The sequence below is a fragment of the Thermoanaerobacterium thermosulfurigenes genome (assembly GCF_051201035.1).
Taxonomy (GTDB): Bacteria; Bacillota; Thermoanaerobacteria; order Thermoanaerobacterales; family Thermoanaerobacteraceae; genus Thermoanaerobacterium; species Thermoanaerobacterium thermosulfurigenes.
In genome coordinates, this window is sequence record NZ_JBPODR010000004.1 from 50,039 (window position 1) to 70,604 (window position 20,566).

Here is a 20,566-nt window from a genome sequence, read left to right on the forward strand (position 1 = left end):
TGATGCTGACAAGCTTTCTGCGTTCCCTGCTACTCCTTTTATCGACTTGCTTATCTGTTCTATCGATGCTGATATCTGCTCTACTGAACTTGCTGTACTTTCGCTATTGCCTGCTACTTGATTTATTGATGCTACCATTTCTTCTATCGCTGCCGATGTTTCTTCTGCTGATGCTGACAAACTTTCTGCGTTCCCTGCTACTCCTTTTATCGACTTGCTTATCTGCTCTATTGATGCTGATATCTGCTCTACTGAACTTGCTGTGCTTTCGCTATTGCCTGCTACTTGATTTATTGATGCTACCATTTCTTCTATCGCCGCTGATGTTTCTTCTGCTGATGCTGACAAGCTTTCTGCATTCCCTGCTACTCCTTTTATCGACTTGCTTATCTGCTCTATCGATGCTGATATCTGCTCTACTGAACTTGCTGTACTTTCGCTATTGCCTGCTACTTGATTAGTAAGACTGTATAACTTTTCCAAAGAATTATTAGCCTTATCGACAAACTTAACTAATTGCCCTACACTTTCTTCTACATCATTAATCAATCCAGCTAACTCTTCAGTACCTATTTTAGTTGATTCTATTGTTGTTGACTGCTCTTTTAATCCGCTAAGTATCTTATTGGTTATATCTGTAAATTTTCCCAATTTGCTGTCAATATCATCTACAGCATAAACTGCTCTCTTTAAATTTTCATGATATGTCGTACCTTTTATCAATTTTTTTGCAACATTTTCCTTAAAACTCATTGCTGTACCTCCTCAAATTTTTATTTAATATTTTTATACAAATTCTTTGTCACAGATTTTTTTTGGACGCAGTTGTTTTCACAATTCCAGCAACATCCAAAATACATGCTACATTTCCATCACCTAAAATAGTTGCTCCAGAAAAAATATCAAGTTTTCCTATGTATGAGCTAAAATTTTTAACTACAATTTCTTGATTGCCAATAAGTTCATCAACGACAAGTCCAAATCTTTTTTCGGCAATACCTAAAATTACGATGATAATATTTTTATTTTTTCTCTTTCTAGGTACTCTAAAATAATCATGCAGCCAAATTAGTGAAATTGTTCTTTCTCTAATAATTACAACATCTTGCTTTTTAACTTTTTTTATTTCTTTTTCATTTAACCGTACAATCTCTATTACATTGCTTACTGGAATAGCATATATTTCATTATTTATTCGTATTAAAAGTCCATTCAAAATAGCCAACGTCAATGGAAGTTTTATTATAAACTTTGTACCTTCCCATTCTTTTGTTTCGACTTCTATAACTCCATTAAGTTTATTAATATTATTGCGAACAATATCCATCCCTACTCCACGCCCAGAAATGTCACTGACACTTTGAGATGTAGAAAATCCAGGTTTAAAAATTAGCTCTAAAATTTCTTTTTCATTTAATAAGTCTGCATCCTGACGTGAAATTATTCCCTTTTTTAATGCGACTTCTTTAACCTTATTCAAATTAATTCCACGTCCATCATCTTGAACTGTTAGAATAAACTGATTTTCTTGATGATATGCATTGACTCTTATAGTGCCCTTAGGACTTTTACCTGCTTTTAAGCGCTCATCAGGTGTTTCTATTCCGTGATCAGCAGCATTTCTGATTAGATGTACTAATGGATCTGCTAAATCTTCAATTATAGTTTTATCTAATTCTGTATCTTCACCTTCTATAACTAACTCAATTTCTTTATTAAGAGAATTTGATAAATCTCTTACTAAACGTGGTATTCTGCTAAATAATTGTTTAATAGGCAGCATGCGAACTTTTAATACTAATTCTTGAAGCTCATTTGTTATCCTTGATATCTGATTTGAAATTTCTTCTAAATCCTCAAAAGAATTATCTGAATTGTATCGTTCATGCAATGAACTAACAATTTGAGTAATTCTTGATTTCTCAATTACAAGTTCGCCAACCATCTCCATCATTTTTTCTAATCTGCCTATGTCCACTCTAACTGTTTGATTTGCCTTATTTTTTGTCTCATTTTGGGTTTGTCCTTCATAACCATTAGATTTTGTCACGTTGCTGATATTATCTGATTGGCTATTTATTAAACTTAAATCAAACAAATCTACATTAAAGCTTTCAATCTCCAACATTCTATCTAAAACTCTAACTTTTAATTCTTCTTTATCAAATTCAGTAATCAACAAATACGAAATATTTTCTACATCAATATTATCATTCACATCTGTCATATCAGGTTCACTTTTAATAACAGTACCCAATTGATTTAAAAAATTTAAAATCAAAAAAGCACGTACAGCTTTCATAGCGCAATCTTTTTTTAATTTCACTTCACATACAAACACATTTAAACCAGATGCTGCAGCTTGTTGTGCTTGAATTTGTTGTTCTAAATCGAGTTTAAATTCTTTATTTGTTTCTGAATTCATATTTTCCTTCAATAATTGATCGTCTGACATGTATTTGTGCAACTCCGATAATATTAAAGTTATATCAGTTTTCATTTCTCCATTTGAAGAAAATTCTTCTTTTAGACTTTTCAACACATCTAAACATCTAAAAAGAACATCTATCACTGGCTTTGCTACTTTAATGTTACCGCTTCGTATCTTGTCTAACACATCTTCCATTTCGTGGGTCAAAATTTTCATTTTTTCAAATCCCATTGCTGCAGACGATCCTTTTAGTGTATGTGCTACCCTAAATAATGTTTTTATTATTTCATCGTCATTTGCATTTTGTTCTAATTTAAGAATATTTTCTTCAAAAAGTTGCAGTTGCTCATCAACTTCGTCAAGAAAAGCTCTGATGAATTCCGGAGTATCATACAATTTATACACCTCCTGCCTGTCAATGCTCCGCATTTAACAATTTATCGATTTTCATTATTGCTATAACTTCGCCATCTTGTGTAATTCCTAACCCTTCAAAATAATTTCCACTTATTTCGTCTACTGTTTCAGGAGTCGGTTGAATATCGGAAAACTTTGTGACCTGAATTACTCTATCAACGATTGTGCCAACTAATTCGTCATCAAATCTTAATATTACGATACGTGTTGATTTAGTATCAGAATAATCTTCAAGTCCCAATATTCGATGTACATTAATGACTGGTACAATTTTTCCACGCAAATTTATAATACCTTCTAAATATGCTTTGCTATTATGCAAATAAGTGATTTTTTTAAATCGGATAATTTCATACACTTCATTTATCTTTATTGCATATTTTTCTCCGCACAATTCACATACAACATATTGGTAATCTAATAATTCATTCAAACCAAATTCCCTCCAACAAAATATTTAAGCAAAGTTCAGAAAGCAAATCATACTAACTTTTAATATCTCTATAAATTTTGCTAAAAAGTTCTGCTATGTATGGATCAAATTGAGTTCCTGCATTCTTTTTTATCTCTAAAATTGCCTGGTCAATTTTTAGTGCTTTTCTATATATGCGGTCATTTGTCATAGCATCAAAGGCATCTGCAACTGACAAAATACGGCAAAACAATGGGATCTTTTCTCCTTTCAACCCATGAGGATATCCATTTCCATCCCATCTTTCATGATGGTACAATATGTATTTTGCTATTGTCTTTAACTCTGGTATATTTGAAATAATTTCATATCCTATTTCTGGATGTTTCTTTATTTCGGTCCAATCACTATCTGTCAACGGTTCACGCTTTTTAAGAACACTTTCGCTTATGCCTATTTTGCCTATATCGTGTAATATTGCCAAAAGAGCTAATTCATTAAGTTCTTTCATTGAAAGGTTCATTTCCTTTCCAATAATAAGACAATGGTCTTTTAGCCTCTTAGCATGTTCCTCCGTTTCCCAACTTTTAAAATGTAATGTGGCAAGAATTGCATTGACAACAACACTTCGATGACTCGTGTTCATTACAAACTTTTGTCTATTCATTTCTTCTTCTGCATCTTTTATTGCTTGAATAATTGAATTCTCAGAACTACGCTTTGAAGATATTCCAACAGCTACACTCAACTGTTCATCTTTTTTGATTAACTTTATTTTAGTTGAAACAATTGTTTCAATTTTTTTTGCTGCATTTTCCATGTTGCTGTCATGCATGAGTACTAAAAATTCATCTTCTCCCCATCTTGCAATAATATCATTATTTCCTAAACCATGTTTCAACTCATTTGCAAGACTTCTTAAAAGCTTATCACCTTCTCTATACCCAAATGTATCATTAATCATTTTAATGCCATTAATATCTAGCATAACTACTGCCATTGAAGTGTTTTTAAAATTATCTAATTCGCTTAGCTTTTCTTCAACATATTTTCTGGTGTAAAGGCCCGTTAATGGATCATATATATCTATTTCCATATTTTTTGAATCCATTTCATGCTTTCACCTCCATCACAAATAATATTTAATTTTATTGCATCATCTTTTCTACTCTAATTTCATTGATTTACAAATAAAAAAATAGGATAACCACATGGTTGCCCTATTTCAATTAGTAAGCTGGCAACCCGGCCATCTTAGCAGAATCTGCTTTAGACCCGTGGCTTTGCGTCCTTATCTTTCGATAAGTTTGCTCTTTTCAAGTTCATATTGTTATTCAAAATAGTATAATGTAACAATATAATCATTTTGTTACATTTAATAAGATTATAATATATTTGATACATAAGCATTTTAAACAATTAATTTAGTGTTTTTATATATATCTATATACAAATCAATGTATCTTTTTTATAATAACTATGTAATCATTTTGACATTATAGTTAAATTATTAATAATTAGGAGGAAAAATTATGACAGTTGAACCTATACGAGATAAAGTTAAAATAAAGCAAATGTATTATTATTTACAAGGTAAAGATCCTAAATACGGTTTGCTTTTTAAATTTGGCTTAAATACTGGCTTAAGGATTAGTGATATTTTACCTATAAAGGTCAATGACATTTATACAAGCAATTTTAATTTTCGTGAATATCTTACTATTAAAGAGAAAAAAACTGAAAAAGAGAAAAAAATTAAAATTAATGAATCATTAAAAAAGGAAATTGATAAATACATAAAATTAAGATGCTTAAAATATGATGATTATTTATTTCCAAGCAATAAAGGCGGACATATAGGAAGAATTCAAAGTTACAGAATTTTAAAAGAAGCCGCTGAAATTGTTGGTGTCGAAAATTTTGGTACTCATAGTTTGAGAAAAACTTGGGGTTATTGGAGTTATAAAACATCGCGTTATAATATAGGCTTAATAATGGATACTTTTAATCATAGTTCCCAAAAAATCACTTTAAGATATATCGGCGTAAATCAAGAACAGAAAGATGAATTATATACATTGGTTCAATTTTAAGCAAAAAATGTCATAGAAATTTTTGTAATAAAATCTTTAAAATTTTGTTATATTATGCAGGATTTTAGATTTTTCTGTCGAATAAGAGAATATGTTGTAATAAGTAACAAAATGATTATATTGTTACATTTAATAAGATACCAAATATATGGTATCTTGGATATTTGTGTAATCTGTAGATGGTTTATTTTTTACCTGTATCCTTTCAATCCCTCCTGTACGAAACATTCAATCTGTTTGTTAATCTATATATCATTTCGGCAACTTTTAGTAAATTAATTGTTAAATCGATCTAAATGTTTTCTTTTCTATCGCAAAAAAGTTTAAAACCCATGGACTTATATCCATGGGTTTTCTCCTTAAAACTTCTTCATAAACTCCCTTATCCTTTTTACTGCCTCTTTTAGATTTTCCATCGATGTGGCATAAGACATCCTTATGTATCCCTCGCCATGCTCACCAAATGCGCTTCCTGGCACTGTTGCAACTTTCGCCTCATATAAAAGCTTTTTGGCAAATTCTAACGATGTTAGTCCAGTCTCTTTGATCGATGGGAAAATGTAAAATGCTCCTTTAGGTTCAAAGCACTCAAAGCCCATATCAATTAAGCTTGAATACAAAAATTTCCTTCTTTCATCGTATTTCTCCCGCATAAATTTTACATCGCCATCGCCATTTCTTAAAGCCTCCAATCCTGCATATTGCGATTGGGTCGATGCTGATGTGACATCGTACTGATGTATCTTTGTCATGTGCTTTACAAAATACTCCGGTGCTGCTATATAGCCAAGCCTCCATCCAGTCATGGCATAAGACTTAGAAAAGCCATTTATCAAAACAGTCCTTTCCCACATTCCAGGCAGTGACGCAAAACTTACATGCTTAAAGCCATCGTAAACCAGTTCAGAGTATATCTCATCCGTCACAACCAGCAAATCGTGCTTTAATACTACTTCAACCAATTTCACCATTTCCTCATAAGGCATGACAGCTCCTGTTGGATTATTCGGATACGGCAAAATCAAAACCTTCGATCTCTCCGTAACATACTTTTCTAACACATCTGCTTTTAAGACAAAGTTATCTTTTTCATATGTAGGGACAAAGACAGATTTGCCACCAGCTAACTTTGTACACGGATCATAAGCCACAAATGACGGCTCAGGTATCAAAACTTCATCTCCATCTTCCACAAGAGTATTCAATGCTATGTAAATAGCCTCCGTCGCACCGATTGTGACAAGTATCTCACCATCAGGCTTATACTCTACATCACAACTTCTTTTAAGATATTTTGATATCTCTTGCCGTAATTCTATAAGCCCAGCATTTACAGTATATCCAGTTTTACCTTCTAATAATGAGGCATACGCTGCATCGATTATGTGCCTTGGTGTGACAAAATCCGGCTCCCCGATCGTCAGCGATATAGCACCAGACACTTCTTTTGCCATATTAAAAAAATATCTTATTGTAGATATCTCTATAGATTTTGCACGCTTTGAAACTCTATCTTCGAAATCCACCATGCTCCCCCACTTTCTATAAAAACTCTTGATTCAATTATAATACACAATTTCAACAATTTAAAGCATCATAATCTTTATCCTCTCTTTTTTGTAGAAATATCTACCAATACTGCGATGACAAGAACAATAAGTACACTGCAATCCACCAATCGCATAAACGTACCTTTCAAATGGTAAAAAAGCTTCAATACAAACTATCAATACTAAAAAAGTACGAAATTAAGAGTAAAGAGATAAAAAGCATAGACATACGCAATATAAGAAAAGGCTACTGGAGAATATCCAATAGCCAAATACTCAATACGACCCTTATAAAAAAACACTTTGATGACGCTGACAAAATAATTTTATTCAGCTCCTGATCAATTGAATGCGCTTTTATAGGCACCTTTAATCAGCCAACAGCTTGAGAACGACGTGTAAGGATGTCAAATACAACAGCTAAAACAAGTATTATACCTTGTATTACGTATTGAATAGAACTTCCAAGTCCCATTAAATCCATGCCATTGGTTAATGATGCCATAACCAAGGCACCTATTAATGAGCCTGTAACTTTACCAACACCGCCGTTTGCAGAACATCCACCGATAAATGCACCGGCAATTGCCAGGAGCTCAAAACCTGTACCTGCTGTTGGTGAAGCACTTTGCATTCTTGATGCAAAAAGTATTCCTGAAAGTGCAGTCAAAGTTTCCATAATAACAAATGTGTAAATTAAAACATTTGCCACATTGATACCTGAAAGTTCAGCTGCTTCAGGATTACCACCAACAGCATAAATATGACGTCCAAATGTTGTTTTGTTTAATATCACCGTAAATATTGAAACAACTACAAAGACAATAACAAATGTCCAAGAAATACCATTATTCATTGCTAAAATAAGCATTAATGCTGCAATCAATGCAACAACAAAAGCGATTTTAGCTATAAAAAAAGGCATAGGTAAAACTTCAAAATTGTATTTTTTCTTTGTGTTACGAGCCTTAACTTGAAAGTAAATAAACAATACTATACCAATTAAACCAATTACAAGAGTTGATACTGTAAACTCACCGATTTTTCCAAAACTTGGTATAAACCCATTGCCTATTTCATTAAAGAATTTATCAGTAATGTTAATTGTACCGCCTGCCTGAGTAGCAAGTAACAATAATCCATGGGAAGATATCATACCTGCCAAAGTTACGACAAATGCAGGTATACCAACCTTTGCAATCAGTGTACCAAAGAACAAACCAATAACTGCACCTAAAGCCAGTACAATAAGGATTGCAAGAATAGCTGGAACATGATAATTCATCATTAATATTGCAGCTATAGCTCCTAAAAAACCTGAAAGGAAACCGACTGACAAGTCAATTTGCCGAACAATAATTACAAGCGTCATACCAGTAGCTAACACTGCTATATAACCCGTTTGATTTATTAAACTTGATATATTATATGGAGAAATAAACGTACCTTTAGTTAAAATAGTAAATAAAACGAAAATTACAGCTAATGCAATAAACATACCATAATCACGTATGTTTTTTCTAAGAATTACACCTAGTCCTTTCATAATATCCCTCCTCAAAATATCAGGCCGTAGCCATTTCCATAATTTTCTCCTCTGTTGCATCCTTAGCATCTATAACACCGGTCATAGTACCATTAGACATAACATATATCCTATCGCTCATACCTAATATTTCAGGTAACTCAGAGGAAATCATTATGATGCTCATACCCCTCTTAACAAGTTCATTCATAATTGTATATATTTCAAACTTGGCTCCAACATCAATTCCTCGCGTTGGCTCATCCAATATCAACAAGTCTGGCAAAGTAAAAAGTCCTTTAGCTACTGAAACCTTTTGCTGATTACCACCAGACAAAGTCCCAACAATTTGCTCGATAGAAGGTGCTTTAATATTTAACTCATTAAAGAATTTATTTGCAGCATTTACTTCTTTATGTTGGTCAATAAAAAGCCCACTCAATAACTGCTTGAGATTGGAAAGGGTTATATTAAATTTTATATCTTGAATCAATACAAGGCCATTCCCTTTTCTATCTTCTGTAACATATACAATTTTCTCTTTAATAGCTTTCTCTGGAGAACTTAAATGCTTTTTGACTCCATTAATATATAATTCACCTTTTATATTATAATGCTTTGTATTGCCAAAAATACTTAGAGCCATTTCAGTACGCCCTGCACCCATAAGTCCTGCAATTCCAACAATTTCACCCTTATGGACTTTAAAATTAATATTATGAAGAATTTCACGCCCTTTGCTTGGATCATAAGCTGTCCAATTTTTCAATTCAAAACATACATCTCCATGTTTAACGTCTTCCCTCTTTGGATAAATATCTTCTATCTCTCTACCGACCATATACTTAATTATTTCTTTTTCCTCAACTTTGCGTTTAGTGGCATCAATCGACGTAATTGTCTTTCCATCTCTTAAAACCGTGATTGTGTCAGCAATAGAAATAACTTCTTTTAATTTATGTGAGATCATTATACATGTTATGCCTTGTTGCTTTAATTCTCTTAAAATTTGTAGCAAATTATCACAATCTACTTCACTAAGCGCTGCTGTCGGCTCATCTAAAATCAAGAGTTTAACATCTTTGCTTAAGGCTTTGCCTATTTCAACAAGCTGTTGAACTCCAACACCGACATCCTTAATTTTAGTTTCAGGATTAATATTTACGCGAATTCTTTTAAGCACTTCTTTTGCTTTAATAATCGTTTCATTCCAATCTATAAACGAACCTTTTTTGATTTCGTGTCCCAAAAATATGTTTTCATAAATTGTGAGTTCCGGTATTAAAGCAAGCTCCTGATGTATTATGGCAATTCCTGCTTTTTCACTATCTTCAATACTTCTAAAATGTTGTTCAGTAGAATTTAAAATAATTCTTCCGGTAAATGTACCTGATGGGTAAACACCAGATAGAATCTTCATCAACGTTGATTTTCCTGCACCATTTTCACCCACCAAGCAATGAATTTCTCCTCGTTTAACCTTGAAGTTTACACCATCCAGTGCTTTAACACCAGGGAATGTTTTCCCGATATTATCCATTTCAAGAATATATTCAGCATCTTTCAAGAGTTTGCACCTCCTAAATTAAAGTCGAAGGGCATGATAAGCAAGCGTTTATCCTACCCTTCCAACTTGTATAACGTAATAATAAACAGTCTATTATTATTGTATTGGAACAACTTTACCGTTGTCTATTTTATACAATCCTGAAGAATTAATAATACTTTCAGCATTATCCTTTGTAACGATAGTCAAAGGAGCTTTCGTTGCAGGAACGTCTTTACTACCATTATTGTAGGTTGTTACGATACATGATGGCTTTTCATTATTGTTAATAGAATCAACTATATCTTTAACGTCAGCAACAAGTTTTGCATCTGATTTCCAAACTGTCATGCTCTGCTTACCATCTAAGATGTACTGCAATGAAGCCTGTGTAAAGTCCTGACCTGTTGAGTAAATCTGAGTAACATCTTTGTCTGCTCTGAATGTATCTGTTATAGCACGTGATGTATCATCATTTGGAGCAAGAACATAAACAACACCCTTCTGATCTGCTTTTGCTTTTGCCAAGTTAGCTTGTGCTAATGTCTTAGCAGTTGCTGGATCCCAGTTTGTTGTAATCTGACCTATAATTTGAGCTAATTGACTGTGATTAAGTGTTGCTGTGTTTTTCAGTGAATCAGCAATACTTGAATTTTCTATTACGAATGTACCATCAGCAATCTTTGGTTGAAGAACACTCCATGCACCCTGGAAGAATAAGAATGCATTGTTATCTGAAGGAGCACCTGCATATAAATACAAGTGATTGCCTGTACCCTTAGCATTATCAACCAAATATTGGGCTTGAGCTGCACCAACAGCTACACTGTCAAATGTTACATAGTAGTCAACATTTGGTGTATTCATTATAAGTCTGTCATAAGAAATAACTTTAACACCTTTATCATGAGCCTCGTTTACTTCAGCCGCTGCTGCAGTTGCATCCTGTGGGCATATAACAATCGTCTTTGCGCCCTTAGATATAAGACTTTCAACGTTTGTTTTTTCAGTAGCGGTATCTCCATTACTATAAAGAATTGTCGCACCTGGCAATGCTTGTTCAAATTGTTTCTGTGCCATTGGCCATCTTGATTCAGCTTTTGTTGGTAGCACTATACCAACATTTGAATACTTACCTGCAGCATTTGAGCTTGTATTGCTTGAACTTGTATTACTTGAACTTGTATTGCTTGAGCCTGTGCTGCTTGAGCTTGTACTATTCCCACAACCTGCAAATGCGAAAGTTGCAAAAACCATCAAAGCAACTACAAGCCATAACCTAAATGTTTTCATAAATACTATCCCCTTTCTGTTTTTTGTATTTTCGCTATATATATTCTACAAACATCTTTATTTCGCCTCTAAAACATTTTTTGTTTTTATTCATTTTTTTGCTTTAAATAATTTTATTTAAAATTTTATCTGGATTATTTTATGACAAAAAAATAAAGGCTTTAAGCCTTAAAAAAATCAATTGGTATATCTGTAAACATCGTCGCGGCTATGGAAGCCATCTTTAATCACAGTATCGTCTATGTTAGTCTTATCAACCGCTATTGGCTCCAGCTTGTAATATGGAACATTGTACTTCCCATCGTAAATCGTATTGCCTACGTTTAATTTCTCCCCTTTTGCCAATTTCACTGCCAACTTCGCCGCATCTCCAGCAAGTTTATCAATTGGCTTGTATATAGTCATAAGCTGAGTACCCTCTATTATTCTCTGACATGCGGCAAGGTCAGCATCTTGCGCCACAACAGCCACCTTGCCTGCCAACCTGTGTTCTGACAATGCTTCAATTATGCCATTTGCCAATCCGTCGTCACCAGCAATTATTGCATCTATCTTATAATTTTCCTGTATATATTTTTCAGTAGATTGAAATGCGTATTCTGACATCCAGTTTGGACACCATTCCTCCCCTAATATGTGTATGTCTCCGCTTTTAACCTTTGGAAGCAATACGCTGTCATACCCTTCTTTAAGCATCTTTGTGTTGTTGTCATTTGTAGCACCATTTATTATGAGATAATTGCCTTTTGGATACCTTTTAATCAGGTATTCTGCCATTAGCTTTCCGACCTTTACATTATCAAATGAAATATATAAATCTACATTTGAATTTAAGACAAGCCTATCGTAGGAAATAACCTTGACACCTGCCTTTTTAGCCATCTCCACCGCTGCAGAAGCTTTCTTAAGATCGTTTGGAACAATAACAAGTACATCAATCTTCTTGTCCAGCAAATATCTCACTTGCTTTATCTGATCCTCGTCATCATTGTTTGCATTTTGCACAAAAACTTCTGCTCCCAACTCTTTCGCTTTTGCCATGAATATATCCCGATCCTTTACCCATCTTTCTTCTTTTAAAGTGCCAAGAGAAAATCCTATCTTTATCACATTTTTATCACTTGTATCGTCGACATATTTGTTAGTTTCATAATATTTGTATATCCTGTTTCCTAATAACACCAGAAGAACTATCAATATCAACGTAAGCAGCACTAATATCACATCTCTTAGTTTAACTTTCAAACGCAACACCTCCTTTTGATACTCTATTTTTGTAATCTGTAGGAGTCATGCCTGTCTCCTTTCTAAATATCCTGCTAAAATAGTTAGGATCATTGTATCCTACCTTAAAGCAAACCTCCTTTACACTTGTGGTTTCGTCCTGCAAAAACTCTTTCGCCTTTTCTATTCTTACTCGAGTGATGTAATCAACAAAATTGCAATTTGTCTCTTCTTTAAACATCTTGCTGAAATAGTGATAGCTTATGCTTAGCATCTGGGCCACATCGTAAAGTTTTATATCTTTATGGTAATTTTCATTTATATAATCAATAGCCTTTGCAATAAGTCCTGTGTAGTATTTCTCCCTATTTTTGTGCAATTTCGTTATAACGTTTGATACAAATTTTGAAAACATGCCTTTTAGGCTATCTATTTCGTCGGCCTTTAAAATATCAATAATCAAATTTTCTTCTAATACTGACGTAACATCACAGTACGTGTTGATTTTAGTCATAACTTCAATAAGAAGGCTAAATACCTTCGATTTAATCATTTCTATACTATCTTCATAATTATGTTGCAATTTTTTAAAAATACTGTTGACATTAATTAAAGCTCCGTCAATGCTATTGGATATGATATTTTCTACAAGCTCAGCCGTATCATAATTTAAATCAAGTTCTTTTGTTTCAGATAACTTAATGTCATCAAAATGTGTTATAGCGTCAGAACCTGTCTTTATGGCAAATAAAGCTTCATCATATGACTTCGAAAAATAAGCTGTCTCATACGGTCTGCCTATGCCTATTCTGACTCCTATCTCGATGTTTCTCATCTCTTTTAAAATCATTTCGCAAAAGCTAATTGAATCATTTTTAATTATATATAGATCATCATAAGCTACTGTAGGAACATAGACTATTATCCTGTCAAGCAAAATAGTTGCAAGGCAATCTCTTAAACTTTTTATATATTCTTTAAGGTGCATCAGCTTTTCGTGCACTTTAACATTTCCCATAAAGATATCCGAATCTGTACTGTCTTTATCAATCAAAACGACCACGGCAAAACCCATATCCAATTTAATATTAAATATATTTCCATAAAAATCAATATCTTCCTGTTTAAAATTAGACGATGATAAGGAATATATCATTTCATTTTCAATATATGGCAGTATCGCTGTCATTTTTTCCTTCATTTCTAATTCTTTTGCCATATCTTCGCGCTTTTTTTCTACCAATCTTTTGACTTTTTTGACTGTATCTATGACCTTGTTTTTATTTAGCGGTTTTAAAAGGTAGTCTACTACATCCAGGTTTATTGCCTCTTTTGCATAGTTGAAATAATCATAAGCTGTGATTATGACAAACTCTATATCATTGTGGCTTTCCTTAATTCTCTTAATTGCCTCTATGCCATCTATGCCAGGCATTCTTATGTCCATGAATACAACATCAGGTTTTAACATATTAGCTTTTTCTATGGCTTCTCTTCCCGATTTTGCAAAATCTACAACTTCCACATCATCACAGTTATTATCAATGACAAATTTTACAGAATCCACCACTATCTGCTCGTCATCTGCTATAAGTATTTTTATCATGCTGCACTACCCCTTCCATCAGGAATCTTTAAAGTCACCCTTGTTCCATATCCTATGCGGCTTTCTATCTCTATGACATCACTTATATTGGGCTTATTGTAGTATAGCCTTAAGCGGTTTATCACATTGTGCATTCCAATGCCTGTGACATGCTTATTCTCATCGTTGTCAGGATCATCCGCAGCCAAAATCTTATCAATACTTTCCTTAGACATTCCCATACCGTTGTCTATGACATCAATATGAATACTATCTCCTACTCTTTTAATCTCTATCTTTATATGGCCATCTCCCTCCATGTCTTCTATACCATGAATGAATGCATTTTCAACAACAGGCTGAACAATTGTACAAGGCACTTTTACATCTAAAAGTTTCTCATCTATGTCCGCCTGAAATTCCACCTTATCGCCAAATCTTGTCTTTAGAATGTACATGTAATTAAACACATTGTCTATTTCTTCTTTCAGCGTAACTGGTTTATCAAGTTTTCTGAGATTGTACCTGAAAAGATCCGCCACCTTTTCTATAAATTCAGATGATTTTTCTGCGCCTTCCATCATAGCAATTTGTGATGCTGCGTTTAAAGTATTAAATAAAAAATGTGGATTTATCTGGGACTGAAGTGCCTTTAATTCCGATTCTCTCAAGATATTTTTCATCTTAAGGTTCTGCATCTCTTGTTCTTTAAGACGCTTTTCTACTTTAGCCTGCATTTTTATCTCATCTATATAATTTTTAATGTTAGTAACCATATTGTTAAAAGCATCAGCCAAGATATTAACTTCATCATCTGTCTTTATTTTAATTGGATCTATGTCAAAATCCCCTTTTGAAATCCTCAATGCTGTGTCAGATAACTCTGAAATCGGCTTTGTTATCCTATAAGTGTATATAATTCCCAACACGATATTTAAAACCACAGATATAGCTATCAGAAAAATATTTAAAAAGCTTATAAAAACCATATTCTTAGATATTTTGTTGTATTTTATTGTACCTTCCTGAAGTTTATTGTACATTAAATTATTGATGTACAATTTTATATAATCATTTATTTTATTAGCTCTTGTGAAATACTCTATATATTCGCTGCTTATTCTGCCTCTCTTGGCATTTACAGCTTTATCTGTCTCAGATAGAAGGCTTATTATCATATTGCCAATGTCCTTTTGCATGAGGCTGTCATTATCATATGCTGATATGCTCATCATGTCTTCAGCACTATTGTTTAGCTTGTTGCTAATGGTATAATAATTTAGAAGCGAATCGGAAGATTTTGTGGAAAGATAGTTCTCAACTTCTGTCTCCAGAGAATTTATGTCGTTATTTAGACTGTTTAAGTACACATAATCAGTAAAAATAGACTTTAACCTGTCTATTACAATTTTCGCATTATAATAAGAGTATATGCTTGTAATCCCCATAATAAGTATAGTTATCAAAAGATGTGCAAATATTTTTCTTCTTATTCCTTTAAACTGAAATAAACTCTTATTCACCATAACACCTACTAATCTTTTTGTTTTATCTTATCCTCATACTCTTTTACATTGCTTTTAGTTATTATATTTACACCTGTGTCTATAAAAGTAGAAACATTGTTATTTTTTTTGATCTCAATCATGGCTTTAATGCTTTCATAACCCATCTTATATGGATCGCTCACAACTGTACCGTAAATTATGCCTTTGTCAACGTACCTTAATATATCAGGTGTATCACCATACCCAACTATAGATATTTCACCTACCTTGCTGAAATCCACCACCACTTGTGCGGCACCAATTGTATCCACAGAATCTGTAATGTACAAAGCATTTATACCATTGTTGCTATTTATGATGGATTGAGTTATTTCTTCTGCACTTAAAGCACCTAACTGTGACGTATATACTTTTGAAACTTTCATACCCGGTACACTGTTTATAATGCTTAAGAATCCATTCAGTTTTAAGTTCTGGCTTGTTGTGTCATTTCCTACATCATTGCTCATGATAACAGCTATATTGGCTTTGCCTCCTGTAGACTGTTTCATAAGCTTTCCAGCTTCTTCTCCCAAAATAAAGCTGTTGGCACCTACAAAAGATTTCCTTTTGCTGTCTTTTAAATCATTTTCAATCGTAACAACAGGTATATTGTTTGCATACGCTTCATCTATCAACGTATTGAAGTCCCCATCATATGAAACATGTGTTATAATACCATCTACTTTTGATAAAACTGCTATATCAAGAAACTCTAATTCTTCGTCAATATTATTAAACTTTGGAGCATTAAATTCGACAGCGACGTTGTAGTATTTTGCAGCATCTTCCGCACCTTTTTGCACTTCTTTCCAAAACGGATCCACTGAATTTTGTGCTACTAAATAAAAGTGATATAACGGTTTACCTGATAAAACAGGTTCTTCGATCTGCTGAAATTTATATAAAAAAATACTTGATATTGCAATTAGCGTTAACAATATCAATATTATATTTTTCTTAAAGAACTTAAAGATGCTATGCAACGTTTTCATAATTATCTCTTGCCCCCTACCCCTAAATATTACAACAGGGATTGAAATTTTTCAATAGCCACATATTAAGTTAATGTCACACAATATTTTTTATTCTACACAAAAACAAAAATCCTCTTTCGAGGATTAATATATGTCAAAGTGCTATTTATTTATAGCAAGTGTGGACCTGGAGACTTTTTTTATGATGTAGTATCCAATGACTGTAACTATAGTATTTACTACTGCTGTAGGTATTACAACCGTCAACATCAATAGGTAAAATGGACCCGGCAGTCCTGCTACAATTGATACAACGCCTAAAAAAACAGAACCTGAAATGATTGTCCCTATGATACCAACTACTCCAGCGATAATTCCATCATTTATTCTATTTCTCAACACTTTAAGCATCAAAATTATGATTGTAGATGTGACAAGTTTATCAATTGGATTTGCAATCTGTCCCCCAGGCATAGATCCTGTCAATGCCGTCAATATTCCTGCGATGATCGCTGTTACATAATTGATTTTTAGATCGTCAACGATCATCAGTGATATGAAAAGCATTGAAAGCATAAAATCTGGCCTCATATTTAGCATGAAAGCAGGTGTGATAAAATGCAGCACTACACCAATAGCCATAAGCAGTGCACAAAGTACAAACTCTCTCAACGTCTTTCTTGTATCCAAACTCTTCACCCCCCTTCTTAAAAAATGCAAATTAAAAAGCCTTCCACCCCAAATGTAGGGGCGAAAGGCTATGCTTCCACGGTGCCACCCTTATTAAGACAATATGTCTTATCTCTAAGCACACCAACATGTGCATCACATATAACGGTGTTTACCGGCTCGGCTACTACACTTCACCTCACATCTCACAGGCCCATTCGCTAAAGCTATAATAATCAGGCTCACACCATCCCTGACTCGCTTGTATTAGTCGCTTAAGCTACTATTCCTGATCATCGAAGAATCTTTTATTTTTTATCATTATACAGCAATAAAATGGATTTGTCAATCATTTTTTAAATTTTTGGACAATAATCGCATTTGAAATTTTATTGCAATAAAAACAATCTCCTCAGCAAAAAACTGAGGAGATATTGTGCTATCTTTGTACTGTCGGTCTAAACATGTCTAAAACTCCTAATACGACGTGAGCCAATCCAAAGCCAGTAATTCCAGCACCCAGCATTCCACCTGTCATAAGTCCTGCAGCCGTCACAGCGGCTCCAACACCAGTAACAACCCAACTTGTAGTTCTTCCATTCATAATATGCGCCTCCCCAATCAATATTGTTTGTAAAAAAAGAAAAAATATAACCTTGTTTATTTTTAAATAAAAATTACAAAAATATACATTTAAAAAGCTCTCTTTTGAAAATATCAAAAGAGAGCTTCCCATATTCTTTGATTTTATTTTTTTGCTAAATATTTTCTTATGTCTACAGCAACTGCTGAAGCAATTATCAAACCTTTAATAATTAATTGCCAATAAGGATTCATACCTATAAATGTCAAACCATAGTTAATGACTGTAAATATAAACACACCTACTATTATTCCTGGTATTGTTCCTACACCACCAGATACTGACCATCCACCAACAACACAGGCAGCTATAGCGTCCAATTCATACATATTACCGTATTCACTGGTAGCTCCACCTGTCCTTGCTGCTTCTAAAAAACCTGCCAGTGCATAAAGAGCACCTGCTATCGCAAACATCAATAAGATTCTGCGTCTAACATTAACACCAGATACTATTGCTGCTTCTCTGTTTCCACCAATTGCATATAAATCTTTTCCAAAGCTAGTCTTATTTAAAATTATCCACATTATAATAGTCATAACGGCTGCAATAATAATCAAATATGGAATTCCGAATATACTTCCTGTGCCTATATTAGTAAAATCACTCCTTAATCCAGCAATCGGCTGTGAATTATTCGGTGGTTGACTAAAATAAATATTATCAGCACCATAAATGACTACCATTGAACCTAATGTAGCAATAAAAGGTGGTATACTAAATTTCGATATCGCAAAGCCATTCAATAATCCGAATATGAAACCGACAGCTATTGTTAGCAAAAGCGGTACAATTATAGGCAATTGCGGCAATCCTGGAAAAAACCTATTTGGATAATTAGCTGTTTGAAGCAAAGATGCCGAAAGCACAGCAGCAAAGCCTACCATACGGCCTGCTGATAGATCTGCACCACCTATTAAGATAGCAAACGAAGCACCAAGTGCAACAATTATCCTTGTAGAGCTTTGTGATAATATATCTCTAAGAACCCTTAATGAAATAAAAGCAGGATTTTTAATAGCAATTACTATAATAAGTAATAATAAGACAAAGTAAATTGCATATTGTGATAAATAATCTTTAAACTTATTTTGCATCCATATCTCCTCCGTGTTAATCTGTATATTTACTTGCCAATCTCATTATTTTTTCTTCTGTCGCATCCTTCTTGTCCAAAATGCCAGACAAATGTCCTTCACACATGACCATGATCCTATCAGCCATACCAAGAAGCTCAGGCATCTCCGATGAAATCATGATTATGCTTTTCCCTTCTTTCGTAAGTTCATTCATGATTGTATAGATTTCATACTTAGCACCAACGTCGATGCCACGCGTTGGCTCGTCAAGGATAAGTATTTCAGGTAAAGTGAGAAGCCATCTTGCCAAAAGAACTTTTTGTTGGTTACCGCCCGAAAGATTTTTTATTAACGTTCTTAGCGAAGGTGTTTTAACTTTCAAAGTATCTACCATTTTTTTAGTATCATCTTTTCTTTTTTTGTCATTTAAAAGCATGAAACTACCTCTGTATTTCTTTATATTTGCAATAGTTGAATTTTCTAATATATTCAGCTCAGGAAAGATACCAGTTGACCTTCTCTCCTCTGTCAATAAAGCCATGCCATATTTTTTTGCATCTATAGGCGATTTTATTAAAACTTCCTTGCCATGGATATATATTTTCCCTGATTCAATCGATCTAAGTCCAAATAATGCTTCCACTAATTCCGTCCTCTGAGAACCAACTAATCCACCTATACCTAAAATTTCACCTTTTCTAAGTTCAAATGATACATTTCTAAACGACTTAGGAAACGGTGACGATAAATTTTCAACTTTCAATACTACACCATCAGGTTGAACATCTCTTACTGGAAATCTATTTGTCAATTCACGGCCAACCATTTTTGATATTATCATGTCTTCCGTCAAGTCACTGGCATTCCACGTTCCCACCATTTTCCCATCTCTCATTATGGAAACCTCATCTGAGATTTGGAATATCTCGTCCATTTTATGTGAAATGTATATTATGGCTACACCATTCTTTTTAAGATTTTTAATCAAATTAAAAAGATGGTCAACTTCATTTTCAGTCAATGAAGATGTAGGTTCGTCCATTATGATTATCTTTGCATTGTACGATAATGCCTTTGCAATCTCTATATACTGAATTCTAGATGCAGATAAATTTCTGACGATTTCAGTCGGTTTTATGTCCACATCTATACTTTTTAAAAGCTTTTCTGTATCTTCGTACATCTTTTTTTCGTCTACCAGCTTAACAATTCCATAATTTTTCATCGGAAAACGTCCAAGCCAGATATTTTCCATAACATTTCTAAATCTCACAGGGTGTAGCTCTTGATGTATCATAGATATACCATGGTTTAAAGCTTCTTTAGAATCTCTAATATTTATTTTATTTCCGTCTAATATGATTTCACCAGAATCTGGCTTATATATGCCGAAAAGGCATTTCATAAGCGTCGATTTTCCTGCTCCATTTTCCCCCATTATCGCATGGACCGTTCCAGCACGAATTTTTAATGTCACGTTGTCAAGAGCCTTTACCCCCGGAAATTCCTTGCTAATATTATTCATCTCAAGAATAAACTCATTTGCATTCATTATCAATGCCTCCTGACTTTCGT

The 20,566-nt window shown here is 33.6% G+C and carries 16 protein-coding genes, 1 pseudogene, 1 riboswitch and 1 other annotated feature; of the genes and pseudogenes, 1 reads left to right on the forward strand and 16 read right to left on the reverse strand.

Going from position 1 to position 20,566, the window contains the following annotated elements:
• The 4 genes and pseudogenes from HNR52_RS02230 to HNR52_RS02245 all read right to left on the reverse strand — a co-directional run.
• A pseudogene (locus tag HNR52_RS02230) lies at positions 1–753 on the reverse strand (methyl-accepting chemotaxis protein); the annotation flags it as partial.
• Between the two features lie 49 nt (positions 754–802).
• Complete coding sequence (locus tag HNR52_RS02235; protein WP_435619577.1) at positions 803–2,860, reverse strand: chemotaxis protein CheW; 2,058 nt, start codon at positions 2,858–2,860, stop codon at positions 803–805.
• Positions 2,847–3,281 carry a chemotaxis protein CheW gene (locus HNR52_RS02240; protein ID WP_013788761.1) on the reverse strand — a complete coding sequence of 145 codons (435 nt, stop codon included), beginning with the start codon at positions 3,279–3,281 and terminating at the stop codon, positions 2,847–2,849. The genes HNR52_RS02235 and HNR52_RS02240 overlap by 14 nt, the downstream gene beginning before the upstream one ends.
• 52 nt (positions 3,282–3,333) lie before the next feature.
• The gene (locus HNR52_RS02245) at positions 3,334–4,371 is read right to left on the reverse strand and encodes an HD-GYP domain-containing protein (RefSeq protein ID WP_435619578.1); all 1,038 of its coding nucleotides are present in this window, start codon (positions 4,369–4,371) and stop codon (positions 3,334–3,336) included.
• 125 nt (positions 4,372–4,496) lie between these two features.
• Positions 4,497–4,582: riboswitch (cyclic di-GMP riboswitch) on the reverse strand.
• A 210-nt stretch (positions 4,583–4,792) separates the two neighbouring features.
• On the opposite strand from HNR52_RS02245, the gene HNR52_RS02250 reads away from it, so the two are divergent.
• Entirely contained in the window at positions 4,793–5,353 is a 561-nt protein-coding gene (locus tag HNR52_RS02250; RefSeq protein ID WP_013788763.1) for a tyrosine-type recombinase/integrase, read from the forward strand.
• A 359-nt stretch (positions 5,354–5,712) separates the two neighbouring features.
• Here HNR52_RS02250 and HNR52_RS02255 read toward each other — a convergent pair whose 3' ends face one another.
• From HNR52_RS02255 to HNR52_RS02310, 12 genes are all read right to left on the reverse strand, one after another.
• Entirely contained in the window at positions 5,713–6,879 is a 1,167-nt protein-coding gene (locus HNR52_RS02255; protein ID WP_435619579.1) for a pyridoxal phosphate-dependent aminotransferase, read from the reverse strand.
• Positions 6,880–7,276: 397 nt separating this feature from the next.
• Entirely contained in the window at positions 7,277–8,449 is a 1,173-nt protein-coding gene (locus tag HNR52_RS02260; RefSeq protein WP_013788765.1) for a sugar ABC transporter permease, read from the reverse strand.
• A 19-nt stretch (positions 8,450–8,468) separates the two neighbouring features.
• Complete coding sequence (locus HNR52_RS02265) at positions 8,469–9,968, reverse strand: sugar ABC transporter ATP-binding protein (protein WP_041592256.1); 1,500 nt, start codon at positions 9,966–9,968, stop codon at positions 8,469–8,471.
• A 123-nt stretch (positions 9,969–10,091) separates the two neighbouring features.
• Positions 10,092–11,267, reverse strand: a complete 1,176-nt coding sequence (locus HNR52_RS02270; RefSeq protein ID WP_013788767.1) for a substrate-binding domain-containing protein — start codon at positions 11,265–11,267, stop codon at positions 10,092–10,094.
• Between the two features lie 177 nt (positions 11,268–11,444).
• On the reverse strand, positions 11,445–12,512 hold the full coding sequence (locus HNR52_RS02275) for a sugar ABC transporter substrate-binding protein (RefSeq protein WP_435619580.1): 1,068 nt from the start codon (positions 12,510–12,512) through the stop codon (positions 11,445–11,447).
• A complete protein-coding gene (locus HNR52_RS02280) occupies positions 12,502–14,097 on the reverse strand; it encodes a response regulator (protein ID WP_013788769.1) in 1,596 nt (531 codons plus the stop codon). Before HNR52_RS02280 ends, HNR52_RS02275 begins: the two co-directional genes overlap by 11 nt.
• Complete coding sequence (locus HNR52_RS02285; RefSeq protein WP_492226506.1) at positions 14,094–15,599, reverse strand: sensor histidine kinase; 1,506 nt, start codon at positions 15,597–15,599, stop codon at positions 14,094–14,096. Before HNR52_RS02285 ends, HNR52_RS02280 begins: the two co-directional genes overlap by 4 nt.
• Before the next feature lie 11 nt (positions 15,600–15,610).
• On the reverse strand, positions 15,611–16,618 hold the full coding sequence (locus HNR52_RS02290) for a substrate-binding domain-containing protein (protein ID WP_013788771.1): 1,008 nt from the start codon (positions 16,616–16,618) through the stop codon (positions 15,611–15,613).
• Between the two features lie 144 nt (positions 16,619–16,762).
• Positions 16,763–17,290 carry a tryptophan transporter gene (locus tag HNR52_RS02295; protein WP_013788772.1) on the reverse strand — a complete coding sequence of 176 codons (528 nt, stop codon included), beginning with the start codon at positions 17,288–17,290 and terminating at the stop codon, positions 16,763–16,765.
• Positions 17,291–17,343: 53 nt separating this feature from the next.
• Positions 17,344–17,575 (reverse strand) — a binding site (T-box leader).
• Positions 17,576–17,708: 133 nt separating this feature from the next.
• A complete protein-coding gene (locus HNR52_RS02300; protein WP_013788773.1) occupies positions 17,709–17,873 on the reverse strand; it encodes a hypothetical protein in 165 nt (54 codons plus the stop codon).
• A 143-nt stretch (positions 17,874–18,016) separates the two neighbouring features.
• Positions 18,017–19,009, reverse strand: a complete 993-nt coding sequence (gene mglC, locus HNR52_RS02305) for a galactose/methyl galactoside ABC transporter permease MglC (RefSeq protein WP_435619582.1) — start codon at positions 19,007–19,009, stop codon at positions 18,017–18,019.
• A gap of 16 nt (positions 19,010–19,025) precedes the next feature.
• A complete protein-coding gene (locus HNR52_RS02310; RefSeq protein WP_435619583.1) occupies positions 19,026–20,543 on the reverse strand; it encodes a sugar ABC transporter ATP-binding protein in 1,518 nt (505 codons plus the stop codon).
• Between the last annotated feature and the right edge of the window lie 23 nt (positions 20,544–20,566).